Genomic DNA, 12,144 nt, shown 5'->3' on the forward strand with positions numbered 1-12,144 from the left:
AATGAACATTCGTTATTTTATCACCTGTATATGTGTGCTGATCGGGCTTTTTGCTACTGCGCAAACTGCAGAACAGGGCGTGCTTGATCTACGCAATGTGGACTTTTCTGAAGAAAGTGTTCCGCTAGATGGCGAATGGCAGTTTTTCTGGGGGCAGCTCCTGGAGCCGGGTGATGAGGTGAGTACTCCTATAGATTATTTTGAGTTTCCAGAGCTTTGGAATGACGCTACTACTCGCCAGGGGGTGAAGCTGGAGAACTTTGGCGTAGCTAGCTATCGACTTCAGGTACTTCTTCCAGAGAGCAGTCCAGAGCTGGCTTTAACCTTCAAGCACCTTTATTCGGCAGGAAGACTCTTTGTAAATGGCAAGGAGGTGCCTTTTTGTGGGCAGACGGGCAACACTCCCAGCACATCAAAACCCCGATGGGTTCCAGGAGTAATTGAGTTGCATGATGAAGTAGATACTTTAAACCTGCTGCTTCAGATATCAAATTTTCAACATTACAAAGGAGGGGCGCGTGAGTCCATTGTTTTAGGTGCTGAGGAACGTATAGATGCCCTGGAAAAAGAGACTTTAGCTTATGACTTGCTGCTGGCAGGCACACTCATCATGGCCGGCTTGTTTTTCTATGGATTGTATCTGTTTGGCCTTCGGGAAAAAGCAGCTATTTTCTTTTCATTGTTTTGCCTCACCTTTGCCTATCGCATGGTTGGGGCAGACGATTATTCGCTACAGATAATCTATCCAAACATGCCCTGGGGGTTGAGTATGAAACTGGAGTATTTGTCGCTTTTTCTGCCTCCGGCATTTTTTGCCATGTATACCCACTACTTATACCCGTTTAGATATCGATTTAACCCGTTTTACATCTTTGCCTCATTGTCTTGTGTATTTGCGTTGATCACCGTAGTGAGCCACCCACTTGTTTTTACAAGAATTGTAGATGCTTATCTATTCTTATTGTTAGCGGGTATTTCGCTGGGAGGGTATACCTATTTTCGAGCCTATCAGCTGAAACTCGGAGGCTCACAGTATGCTTTGATCAGTTCATTGGTGGTATTGGTGGTATTTTGCTACAAGATCATTATCTACCTGGGAGCGGCTACCGAGATTGAAATCATCACCTTTATAGGGTTTCTGGGTTTTTTCTTTTTCCAATCCTTGATCTTATTTTTTCTATTCACGGACAGTTTGAAGCGGTCCAAGGAGCAGGCCGAGCATGCTGCTAAGATGAAGTCGGATTTTTTATCCATGATGTCCCATGAAATTCGCACCCCTATGAATGCGGTCATTGGCCTGTCCAACTATCTTTTGGAAGATTCCCCACGAAAAAGCCAGGTTGAAACACTTAACACTTTGAAGTTTTCTGCCAAAAACCTACTGGTCATCATCAATGACATTTTGGATTTCAGCAAAATCGAAGCAGAAAAAATTGAGTTTGAATACACTCCGGTCTTATTGCAAGGGCTGATGGCCAGCTTGAAAAAAGTGTTTGAGCCCATCGCTGAAGAAAAGAACCTGAAGCTGGTGTTTGACTGTGACAACCGCATTCCACAGGTAATACGGTGTGATCAAACGCGTACCAGTCAGGTGTTGACTAACCTGATCAGTAACGCTATCAAATTTACCGAAAAAGGTGTGGTGAAAGTAAAAGTAGAGTTGGTGGCGGGTGGTCTTCATCAAGTCAGGTTGAAGTTTAGTGTAATCGATACAGGGATAGGTATACCTCAAGATCGGCAGGAAAGCATCTTTCAAAGTTTTACGCAAGCGACCAGTTCTACTACCCGACAGTTTGGAGGAACGGGGCTGGGGCTTACCATCACTAAAAAATTGCTCAATTTGCAAGGCGTGGAGTTGAAGTTGGACAGTGAGCCCGGCAAAGGGTCTGTGTTCTCTTTCATTCAGGCATTTGAGGTGGTGCGCGATAGTATGCCGGCGTACAGTGATGCTCCACAGACTATCAACTCTTACCAGCTGCCTGTGGAGGTATTGTTGGTAGAAGACAATGCCGTAAATATTATGGTAGCCGAAAAGTTTTTAAAACGCTGGGGCGCAAAAGTGGTAGTGGCCAAAAATGGGCAAGAGGCCATTGATGCGGTGGGGAATTCTGCATTTGATGTGATACTCATGGACCTGCAAATGCCGATAATGGATGGCTATGAAGCTGTAAGGAAAATCCGGCAAAGGGGCGTGTCCATACCCATTATAGCGCTGACAGCAAGTGCACTGATGGAAGAGCAGCGTAAGATTTTTGACGCGGGTATGGATGCTTTTGTGACCAAACCATTTGAGCCCGAAGAGCTTTATCAGAAAATGGCCCAGTTTTGCCGATGAAAGCACTAATCAGATATTCGCTACTGAGTCTGTGCGTTTTACTGCCGCTCCTGCTTGTATCACAAGCTAAGAAGGGCGTGATCGATTTGAGGCAGAATCATTGGGATCAGGCCTATGCGCTAGATGGTGAATATGCGTTTTACTGGAATCAATTGCTGCAACCGGATGAGCTGTATCCTCCCGATGATTACCTGTATTTTCCCTCCCTTTGGAATGATCAAATAGTAGGCCATGATACACTTTCTGCAATTGGCTACGCAACTTATCATACTCAGGTGCTGCTGGACCCGGACCAAACCTATATGCTCCATATAGAAGATGTCTATTCATCATTTAAGGTCTACTTTAATGGTGATGTAATAGCTGTAAATGGTGAGGTAGCCTCAGAAAAAGAGTCTTATCAGCCCTTATGGAAGCCGGTGTTTGTAGTACTGCCCCAGGTTAGAGACACTAATGAGCTCGTCATTCAGATAGCCAATTTTGACCACAGCAAAGGAGGGGCTCTTGAGGGTATTGAAATTGGTGAGCACTCCTATATGGAAGATCGGTGGCTTACACTGGTGGCTTACGATCTCATTTTAACAGGTAGCCTGGTCATGGGTGGGTTGTTCTTTCTTGGCCTTTACTTTTTCGGTCGCCACGACAAGTCTATCCTTTTCTTTTCATTGTTCTGCATTGTCTATAGTTATCGGATAGTTGGATTTGGCCTGTACGTGCTTCATTCCTTGGTAGACATGTCCTGGTATGTGGCTACACGCCTGGAATATATTTCCTTATTTCTTGCTGTGTTTTTATTTGGCAGGTTCGTGCATCAGCTATACCCCCGTGAAGCTAAAAAAGTACTGTGGGATGTAATCAGTGGCTTATGCCTGCTATTTATACTGTTTACATTGCTGGCTCCGGCTTATTACTATACCCGTTTGATAGAGCCATTCTTTGTGGTGTTGCTGGTATATATTCTGCTTACGTTCAGCATTTATGTGAAAGCCAAAATCCGCAAGCGCCCCGGATCTGGTTTTGCTGTAGTAAGCACCTCCGTAGTGTTTTTAGTGTTTGCTTATAACATTTTGGTTTATTTTGGGCTCCTGGATGAATGGGTAGCAGCTTCTTTTTGGGGGTATATTTTGTTTTTCTTTTCTCAGTCCCTGATTTTATCTTATCGCTTCGCCTACTTTCTGAAAATAGCCAAATTCGATGCGCTGAAGGCTTCTCAGGCCAAATCAGATTTTTTGAGTACCATATCTCATGAGATACGCACTCCGTTGAATGCGGTGGTAGGGTTGTCTCATTTTTTACTAAAGGATAAGCCCGGGGATCATCAGCTTCAAAACCTAAATTCTTTGCGTTATTCGGCACAGCATCTCACGGCCCTGATCAACGATATATTGGATTACAACAAGCTGGAGTCGGGTACAGTGACCTTTGAGGAGCAGCTCACAGACCTACGTGACACCCTTAAAGGTGTATACCTGTCATACAAACCTAAGGCTGACGAAAAAGGGTTGAAGATGGTTTTAGACATTGACTCACGCCTGAGCACTCCGGTATATGTGGATAGAACTCGCCTGATTCAGGTACTGAATAACCTAATGGATAATGCCATTAAGTTTACCCTCGAAGGTAGCGTGGTACTAAGAGTTGGTGTATTGCAAAAAGAAGGTACCCGACTAAAAATAAGGTATGAAATAGAGGATACAGGTATTGGGATACCAAAAGATAAACACGAAGTGGTGTTTGAGCGGTTTATGCAGGCTAGCACCTCCACTACTCGTGAATTTGGCGGTACGGGCCTCGGTCTTGCTATAATCAAGAAACTACTGGAGCTACAGGGAAGTGCCATACACATAGAAAGTGAACCTGGTGTAGGTACCCGGTTTAGCTTTAATCAGTGGTATCAAATAGGTGAAGCTTCTCAGCTGCAGTCACAGGAAAGCACCGTGCTTTTTGGTGCAGAGCGTCTCATAGGGCGAACAGTTTTGCTGGTAGAAGACAATCCAACCAATGTAATGATAGCCAGTAAGTTTCTCAGTCACTGGGACATGATAGTTGATGTGGCTGAAAATGGCAAGGTGGGTGTGGAAATGGCCAAACAAAAATCGTATGATATCATTCTTATGGATTTGCAAATGCCCATATTGGATGGGTATCAGGCCTCACGAGAGATTCGTGCTAGTAACCTTTCTGTACCAATAGTCGCTCTTACAGCGTCTGCTTTGCTGAGAGTGAAAGAGCAGGTAATGGCAGCAGGCATGAACGATTGCGTGACCAAGCCATTTGATCCCGAAGAACTCAAACGTAAGCTGATAAAAAATATCAGCTAGCTGAGTAGCTTTTTACCGCTTCGATAAAGCATTTGACTTTGTCTGGGTCTGTGTCCGGATATACGCCGTGACCCAAATTGGCGATGTGGTGGTGGCCTACAAACTGATCCAGCATCTTTTTGGTTTCTGCCTCTACTTCGCTATATGACCCATAGAGGGCGCACGGATCCAGGTTGCCTTGTAGGGTTTTGTTGGGAAGCAAGTGTCTTGCCTCAGCCACGTCCATATTCCAGTCTAGTCCTACCGTGTTGCAGCTCACCTTTTGCATGTCCTTTAAAGCAAAATAAGCACCCTTGGCAAATACCGTAACAGGCACTTCCGTAATCGCAGCAGCAATTTTTTCGATGTATTGCAGGGAGTAAGTTCGGTACTGTTCGGGGCCAAGTACTCCAGCCCATGAGTCAAATATCTGCACCATGTCTGCGCCAGCTGCTATCTGGGCTTTCAAGTAGCTTATCGTGCTTTTGGTGATCATGTCCAACAGTTCGTGAGCCAGCTCTGGTGCCGTGTAGAGCATTTTTCTGGCTTTGGAAAAAGTCTTGCTACCGCCGCCTTCTACCATATAAGAAAATATAGTCCAGGGAGCGCCCGCAAAACCAATTACTGGCACTCTTCCTTTCAGCTCTTTTTTGGTGATTTTTATGGCCTCTATAGTGTAAGACAGGTCTTCTGGAGTGGCTATTCGGAGCGATTTCAGATCAGCGGTAGATTGTATGGTGCTAGGAAAGTGCGGTCCTTTCTTCTCTACCATTTCATAGGTGAGCCCCATAGCCTCTGGAATGACCAGAATGTCAGAAAAAATGATGGCGGCATCTACTCCCAGTAGATCCACGGGCTGTATGGTTACCTCTGCAGCCAGTTCTGGTGTTTCCACCAGCTCTTTAAAACCACTTAGGCTGTTGCGCACTGCTCGGTACTCAGGTAATATTCGTCCGGCCTGACGCATCAGCCACACAGGGGTACGCTCTGTTTTTTCGCCTCTTGCCGCTCTTAAGATTAAGTCATTTTCCAACATGGGCGCAAAGATAGGTTGAATTTGCTGTTGCCAGGATTTGTTGTAGTAGAAAATCTTGAGACCATAGAAAACCCATACCTTTGTAATACCCTATAAATAACATTACCCTATGAGTCTATTATTCGACAGTTTTGAAGAATGGCGCACCTATTGCCAGGAAGAAGATAAGCCGCTTTTTGAGCCTGTTTTGCGCTATGAGCGTGAGCAAAAAGGCAAATCCGAAGAAGAAATTTGGAATGGCCTGGGTAAAGCTTATCAGGTGATGAAAGATGCTGTCCAGACGGGGCTTACGAAAGAAATGAACTCCTATTCAGGAATGATTCAGGGCGGAGCACGAAAGGTGGCAAATCATCCGGTGCCTGTCTTATCTATTGAGTTTCAGAGGTTGGTAGCTCGGGCTTTGGCGGCTAAAGAGGTTAACTCCTGCATGGGTAAAGTAGTGGCGGCACCTACTGCCGGAGCCTCGGGTATCCTTCCGGGTACGCTGGTTACTCTGCAGGAAATCCATAAGCTAAAAGATCAAACCATACTCGAAGGACTGCTGGTAGGAGCGGGTGTGGCACTGATTCTTGAAAAGCGTGCCTCCATAGCCGGAGCCGTGGGTGGCTGCCAGGCAGAGACAGGCTCAGCTGCAGCAATGGCTTCAGCAGCTATTGTGTATGCGTTGGGGGGTACCGTAGATCAGGCGTTTAATGCAGTGGCTATTACCATCCAATGCATGCTTGGCTTGGTATGTGATCCGGTGGCCGGTTTGGTAGAAATACCTTGCGTAGTGCGCAATGCCAGTGCAGCTGCTATTGCTAACTCCTCAGCACAAATAGCTCTTGCAGATGTGAGTCCGGTCATACCTGTAGATGAGTGTGTAGATGCCATGGGCGAGATCGGTCACTCCATGGAAGCCAAATACAAAGAAACCGCTGAGGGTGGACTGGCCGCCACACCTACCGGCCAGCGAATAGCGAGAAAAGTTCTTATTCAAGACATAGAAATCATGGATGATGAAGTCTCCGAAGAGTAATGTATGCGCTACAGAACGCCCAGGTCCTGAAGCACATCACTGGCATATTTCACCAGTAAGGTGAGGATGAAAGCCCAAATCGCACCAAATACCCACATCCACTTGATGATTTCGGAGCGTTTACCCCCAAATGCAGTGGCTAGAATGGTTCCGCCAGGCGGCGAAAGCAGTATTGGAGTAAAAAAGGCCACGCCAGGCACTCCGTAGCGCTGCCAGATTTTCACAAAATTTCGGGTCTTTCGAGTGAATTTTTTGCGAGGCTTTTTCGGACCAAAGACACGCTGAAACAAACGGCGGATCTCGGGACCAAAGTAGCTTAATAGATAGACGGTGGTCATCATTCCTCCCAGCGAAAGCACAGCGGTTTCAAATACTGTAAAGCCATAAGCCAGCCCTATAGTAGGGCCAAGTATGATTTTAAAGGCGCTCAGTGCGTAGACTATCAGGTACTTAATTATTAGGGGCATGCAGGTCTTTCGATTTCAAATCGTGAAATTATACACATTTATTCATCAGGGGTCATTCGGTTAAACTTATCTTTGCGGGCTCAGCAATGAAACTACTTGAACAACTCATAGATATCGCCTCGCCTTCGGGTAGCGAATACCACATGCGGGATTTCCTGGTGAAATACGTAAAAGACCATCAGAGTGATTGGAAGGTTGCCCCAAAAATTTTATATGGGGACGAACTTCAAGATAATTTGATATTGGTTTTCGGGGATCCGCGTACAGCCATTTTCGCTCACATGGACACCATTGGGTTTACGGTTCGGTATCAGGATCAGTTGGTGCCTATTGGCGGACCCGATGCAGAAACAGGCTATGAGTTGGTGGGTAAGGATGCCATGGGCTTTGTAGACTGCACACTCCGGGTAGATGATGAAAATCAGCTTTTTTATGACTTTCCCAGAGCCATTGCTACCGGTACTACCCTCACCTGGAAACCCACTCTAAAGCTGGATGGAGAGTACATCGAAGGGCCGTACATGGACAACCGGCTAGGTATTTACAATGCCTTAAAGGTGGCTGAAAGCCTGGAGCATGGTGTGATTGTTTTCTCTAGTTTTGAGGAGCACGGAGGAGGATCTGTTCCATTACTGGTGCAGTATTTGGCTCAACATTACCCAGCTGTAAGACAAGCCCTGATTTCAGATATTACCTGGGTTACCGAAGGTGTGCGACATGGAGAAGGTGTGGCCATCTCCATGCGTGATCGAAACATTCCACGTCGAAAATTTCTAGACCGTGTGTTGGACCTTGCTGCTCAGTCAGGGATCGCCTATCAGCTGGAAGTAGAAGGTGGTGGGTCGAGCGATGGTAGAGAAGTGCACCATTCACCCTACCCGATAGACTGGCTGTTTATCGGTGCGCCAGAAGATCAGGTGCATTCACCCAAAGAGCGTGTCCACATGAAAGACCTTATCGCCATGATTTCCATGTACAAATACCTGATGGAAAGATTATGAGTACACTTCGTATTTACAATAAAGAATTCGAGCCGTTTTTGTCTCGTACAGAAATCGCTCAGGCCATACATGAGCTCGCCTCCAAGATCAATACGGATTTTGCAGGTAAAGAGCTTGTCATAGTAGGGGTGCTGGATGGAGCATTTATGTTTTTGTCCGACCTTATGAAAGAGCTCACTATCAACGTGACTTTGGAAATGGTAAAGCTCAAAAGCTATGAGGGCGAAAGCACTACCGGCCATGTAAGGCGGTTGTTGGGGCTGTCCAGGTCACTGAGAGGAAGGCATGTGATGATTGTAGAGGACATAATAGACACAGGCATCACCCTCGGTCATTTGATGGAGTTATTAGAAGCCGAAAAGCCAGCTTCTGTTACAGTCACCACACTGTTGTTAAAAGAGGAAGTTTTTAAGAGCAAATATGCTATCGATCATTTTGGGTTTTCTATCCCCAATAAGTTTGTAGTAGGCTATGGTATGGATTACGATGGCCTTGGGCGACAGTACCCAGACATATATGCTGCGATCCACTAGATTCGCATTATCACTAAATCACTATCTTTAATTTTAGAAAAGAAAATAATTCGCATGTTAAATATTGTTTTGTTTGGCCCTCCGGGTGCGGGAAAAGGCACTCAAAGTGAAAAAATCATTGAAAAATATGATTTGGTCCATATCTCTACTGGTGACCTTTTTAGGAAGCATCTGGGAGAAGGCACAGATCTCGGTAAGCTGGCTCAGAAATATATGGACGAAGGTAAGCTCGTACCAGATGAGGTAGTTATCGGCATGGTGGAAACCAAAATCAAGGACCACCTGGATGGCAAAGGGTTTATTTTTGACGGATTTCCACGCACAATCAACCAAGCTGGAGCGCTGGACAAAATGTTGGCCGAAAATGAGCTGAGTATTTCTGGAATGATCGCACTGGAAGTGCCTGAGGAAGAGCTACGTGAGCGTATCAAGGGCAGAGCCAAAACTTCAGGGAGAGTAGATGATCAGGATGATGATAAGATCACTACACGCATACGAGTGTATGAAAACGAAACAGCACCAGTAGCTGCATACTATCAGGAGCAAGACAAGTTTAATGGGATTGATGGTGTAGGCTCTATAGATGGCATCTTTGATCAAATCTGCTCGGTAATAGACGGACTTTCCGGCTAATGGACTCAAACTTTATAGACTATGTGAAGCTCTATGCCCGATCGGGCGATGGAGGAGCTGGGTCTGTGCACTTTCGGCGCGAAAAGTTCGTGCCTAAAGGCGGACCTGATGGAGGAGATGGCGGTCGTGGAGGTCACATTATCTTGCGAGGCAACAAACAGATGTGGACGCTGATCCACCTGAAGTACCGAAAACACATCAAAGCACAACATGGTGGCGCTGGTGAAGGGGGCAATAGGTCCGGAATTACTGGTGAAGATATCTACCTGGATGTACCCATAGGTACCGTGGCAAAAGATGCCGAAACGGGTGAAGTGCTGCTGGAAATCATGGAAGACGGTGAGGAGCAAGTGCTGCTTCCCGGCGGACTGGGAGGACAAGGAAACTCACACTTCAAAACCCCCACGAACCAGGCACCCAGGTATGCACAGCCCGGAATTCCTGGAGTGGAAAAATGGGTCATTCTGGAGCTCAAAATCCTGGCGGATGTAGGCTTGGTAGGTTTTCCAAACGCTGGCAAGTCTACCTTGTTGTCGGTGATTTCTGCAGCCAAACCAGAGATTGCTGATTATCCTTTTACAACCCTCGTGCCAAATCTGGGGGTAGTTCCCTACAGAGATGATCGCTCGTTTGTAGTAGCTGACATCCCGGGGATCATAGAAGGAGCCGCAGAAGGCCGTGGACTGGGGATCAGGTTTCTTCGGCATATCGAACGAAATTCGATGTTGCTATTCTTGATCCCAACAGATGCAGACGATATCCGGAAAGAGTATGAAATATTGCTCAAAGAACTCCGTGAGTATAATCCTGAGTTGCTGGACAAACAGCGCCTGCTAGCCATCTCGAAAGCAGATATGCTCGACGAAGAATTGATGGAAGAAATGAAAGCAGAGTTACCAGATGTACCGTATGTTTTCATTTCAAGCATTACAGGATATGGAGTTCCGTCACTCAAGGATCAAATTTGGCAGATGCTCAACGACTAGTCTTGGGTAGAATTCATGCATCTATGACAACTTGTCAGCCTGTGGGTGTTTGGCAAAGAAATTGTCCCATCGTCCCTGTCTTAAAATTGGAAAACTAGCAATGCAGAAAGAGAAAGATCAAGTACAAGATCAGGTAGAAGAAAAAGAGCAAAACGCGGAAGCAGTAGAGTCCGAAAATCAAACCGAAGCTCAAGAAGAAGCTGAAATGTCAGTGGCTGAAGATGCTGCAGATGAAGAAGTTTCGGAAGTAGAAAAACTACAGGCTGACGTGAGTGAAGCCAAAGACAAATACCTGAGACTATACTCAGAGTTTGAAAATTTCAGACGAAGAACAGCCAAAGAAAAAATAGACCTGATAGGATCGGCAAATAAAGAACTGGTAGAAAACCTGGTTCCGGTTCTTGATGATTTTGAGCGAGCGCTCAAGTCTATGGAAGAAAACGATGAAATGAAGCCTGCCAAAGAAGGCACAGAGCTTATTTACAATAAATTCAAAAAGGTGCTGGAGGCTAAAGGTCTTAAAAAGATGGAAATAGCCAAAGGCGATGACTTCAACGACGATTATCACGAAGCAATCACCCAGATTCCTGCAGAAGAAGAGCTTGCAGGTAAGATCGTGGATGTAGTGGAGAACGGATATTTCTTGAATGAGAAGGTGGTACGATTTGCAAAAGTGGTAACGGGAGCAAAATCATAATATGGCTAAGCGAGATTATTACGAGGTATTAGGTGTAGATAAAGGGGCGTCTAAGGATGAGATTAAGAAAGCATATCGAAAGATTGCGATCAAATTTCACCCGGACAAGAACCCTGACGACAATGAAGCTGAAGAGAAGTTTAAGGAAGCAGCGGAAGCTTACGAGGTGTTGTCAAACGATGAAAAGCGTCAGCGCTATGATCGTTTTGGGCATCAGGGCGTAGGTGGAGCTGGCGGAGGCTTCGGTGGCGGAGGTATGAACATGGACGATATCTTCTCCCAGTTTGGCGACATCTTTGGCGGTGGAGGCGGCAGCCCGTTCGATAGCTTCTTCGGAGGTGGAGGCGGAGGCGGCCGACGTACGCGCAAAGGCACAAACCTTCGTATCAAGCTCAAGCTCAACCTTCAGGAAATTGCCAATGGTGTAGAGAAAAAGATCAAGGTCAATAGACTAGTAGTAGATCCTGAGACCAAGTTTGGTACTTGTGGCACCTGTAACGGATCAGGGCAAGTTCGCAAAGTGATGAACACCATGCTTGGGCAAATGATGTCTACGTCTACGTGTCCGGCATGTGGAGGTACAGGTCAGACGGTTTCTAGCAGAGCACCAGGTACTGATAGCTCTGGAATGAAGCGCCAGGAGGAGGTCATCTCCATTAAAATCCCAGCAGGTGTGTCTGAAGGTATGCAGCTCAGCATGAGCGGCAAGGGAAATGAAGTGGCAGGTGGCGTGCCGGGAGATTTGCTTATCGTAGTAGAGGAGCAGCAGGATGATACGCTCAAGCGCGATGGAAATAATGTGATCTATGACCTGCATGTGAGCTTCATTGATGCGGCTCTGGGCACTCACATGGAAGTACCTACCATCAACGGTAAAGTGAAAATCAAAATAGAGCCTGGAACCCAAAGTGGTAAGATTTTGCGCCTGCGTGGCAAAGGGATCAAAGATATCGAAGGGTATAGCACTGGAGATCAACTCATTCATGTAAACGTATGGACGCCAAAAACACTCACCAAAGACGAGCGTTTGAAGCTGGAGTCAATGCGTGATTCGGAGAACTTCCAGCCAGATCCATCTAAGGGAGATAAGAGTTTCTTCGAAAACATGAAAGAATTTTTCGGTGCATAGCACTAAAAA

General features: G+C 46.1%; 11 protein-coding genes. 9 read left to right on the forward strand and 2 right to left on the reverse strand.

What is annotated here, in order from left to right; genetic code table 11:
* Position 1 precedes the first annotated feature (1 nt).
* Positions 2-2,335: a response regulator gene (locus C7460_RS09180; protein ID WP_170147950.1), complete on the forward strand. Its 2,334-nt coding sequence runs from the start codon at positions 2-4 to the stop codon at positions 2,333-2,335.
* The gene (locus tag C7460_RS09185) at positions 2,332-4,656 is read left to right on the forward strand and encodes a response regulator (RefSeq protein ID WP_115867801.1); all 2,325 of its coding nucleotides are present in this window, start codon (positions 2,332-2,334) and stop codon (positions 4,654-4,656) included. Before C7460_RS09180 ends, C7460_RS09185 begins: the two co-directional genes overlap by 4 nt.
* Here the strand turns inward: C7460_RS09185 and hemE are convergent.
* On the reverse strand, positions 4,649-5,671 hold the full coding sequence (gene hemE, locus C7460_RS09190) for a uroporphyrinogen decarboxylase (RefSeq protein ID WP_115867802.1): 1,023 nt from the start codon (positions 5,669-5,671) through the stop codon (positions 4,649-4,651). The two genes, C7460_RS09185 and hemE, sit on opposite strands and share 8 nt — an antisense overlap.
* 109 nt (positions 5,672-5,780) lie before the next feature.
* Here hemE and sdaAA point away from each other — a divergent pair, with 109 nt between their 5' ends.
* Positions 5,781-6,689, forward strand: a complete 909-nt coding sequence (gene sdaAA, locus C7460_RS09195; protein ID WP_115867803.1) for an L-serine ammonia-lyase, iron-sulfur-dependent, subunit alpha — start codon at positions 5,781-5,783, stop codon at positions 6,687-6,689.
* Positions 6,690-6,697: 8 nt separating this feature from the next.
* Here sdaAA and C7460_RS09200 read toward each other — a convergent pair whose 3' ends face one another.
* Entirely contained in the window at positions 6,698-7,156 is a 459-nt protein-coding gene (locus tag C7460_RS09200) for a hypothetical protein (protein WP_115867804.1), read from the reverse strand.
* Between the two features lie 86 nt (positions 7,157-7,242).
* Between C7460_RS09200 and C7460_RS09205 the strand changes: the two genes are divergently transcribed.
* The 6 genes from C7460_RS09205 (at position 7,243) to dnaJ (ending at position 12,135) form a co-directional block, all read left to right on the forward strand.
* Positions 7,243-8,157 (forward strand): M20/M25/M40 family metallo-hydrolase, encoded by a 915-nt coding sequence (locus tag C7460_RS09205; RefSeq protein ID WP_115867805.1) that lies wholly within the window; start codon positions 7,243-7,245, stop codon positions 8,155-8,157.
* Positions 8,154-8,690, forward strand: coding sequence for a hypoxanthine phosphoribosyltransferase (gene hpt / locus C7460_RS09210; protein ID WP_115867806.1), 537 nt, complete (start codon positions 8,154-8,156; stop codon positions 8,688-8,690). Before C7460_RS09205 ends, hpt begins: the two co-directional genes overlap by 4 nt.
* Before the next feature lie 54 nt (positions 8,691-8,744).
* The gene (locus tag C7460_RS09215; protein ID WP_115867807.1) at positions 8,745-9,323 is read left to right on the forward strand and encodes an adenylate kinase; all 579 of its coding nucleotides are present in this window, start codon (positions 8,745-8,747) and stop codon (positions 9,321-9,323) included.
* Positions 9,323-10,309 carry a GTPase ObgE gene (obgE, locus tag C7460_RS09220; protein ID WP_115867808.1) on the forward strand — a complete coding sequence of 329 codons (987 nt, stop codon included), beginning with the start codon at positions 9,323-9,325 and terminating at the stop codon, positions 10,307-10,309. Before C7460_RS09215 ends, obgE begins: the two co-directional genes overlap by 1 nt.
* A 100-nt stretch (positions 10,310-10,409) precedes the next feature.
* A complete protein-coding gene (locus C7460_RS09225; protein WP_115867809.1) occupies positions 10,410-11,006 on the forward strand; it encodes a nucleotide exchange factor GrpE in 597 nt (198 codons plus the stop codon).
* Position 11,007: 1 nt separating this feature from the next.
* Positions 11,008-12,135, forward strand: coding sequence for a molecular chaperone DnaJ (dnaJ, locus tag C7460_RS09230; protein WP_115867810.1), 1,128 nt, complete (start codon positions 11,008-11,010; stop codon positions 12,133-12,135).
* The last annotated feature ends 9 nt before the right edge of the window (positions 12,136-12,144 follow it).

The sequence above is a fragment of the Marinoscillum furvescens DSM 4134 genome (assembly GCF_003386095.1).
In the GTDB taxonomy this organism is placed as follows: Bacteria; Bacteroidota; Bacteroidia; order Cytophagales; family Cyclobacteriaceae; genus Marinoscillum; species Marinoscillum furvescens.

Coding starts and splice junctions, on each gene's coding strand:
- C7460_RS09185 (WP_115867801.1), top strand. CDS start 2,332: ATGAAAGCACTAATCAGATATTCGCTACTGAGTCTGTGCGTTTTACTG.
- C7460_RS09200 (WP_115867804.1), bottom strand. CDS start 7,156: ATGCCCCTAATAATTAAGTACCTGATAGTCTACGCACTGAGCGCCTTT.
- sdaAA (WP_115867803.1), top strand. CDS start 5,781: ATGAGTCTATTATTCGACAGTTTTGAAGAATGGCGCACCTATTGCCAG.
- C7460_RS09205 (WP_115867805.1), top strand. CDS start 7,243: ATGAAACTACTTGAACAACTCATAGATATCGCCTCGCCTTCGGGTAGC.
- obgE (WP_115867808.1), top strand. CDS start 9,323: ATGGACTCAAACTTTATAGACTATGTGAAGCTCTATGCCCGATCGGGC.
- hemE (WP_115867802.1), bottom strand. CDS start 5,671: ATGTTGGAAAATGACTTAATCTTAAGAGCGGCAAGAGGCGAAAAAACA.
- hpt (WP_115867806.1), top strand. CDS start 8,154: ATGAGTACACTTCGTATTTACAATAAAGAATTCGAGCCGTTTTTGTCT.
- C7460_RS09225 (WP_115867809.1), top strand. CDS start 10,410: ATGCAGAAAGAGAAAGATCAAGTACAAGATCAGGTAGAAGAAAAAGAG.
- C7460_RS09180 (WP_170147950.1), top strand. CDS start 2: ATGAACATTCGTTATTTTATCACCTGTATATGTGTGCTGATCGGGCTT.
- dnaJ (WP_115867810.1), top strand. CDS start 11,008: ATGGCTAAGCGAGATTATTACGAGGTATTAGGTGTAGATAAAGGGGCG.
- C7460_RS09215 (WP_115867807.1), top strand. CDS start 8,745: ATGTTAAATATTGTTTTGTTTGGCCCTCCGGGTGCGGGAAAAGGCACT.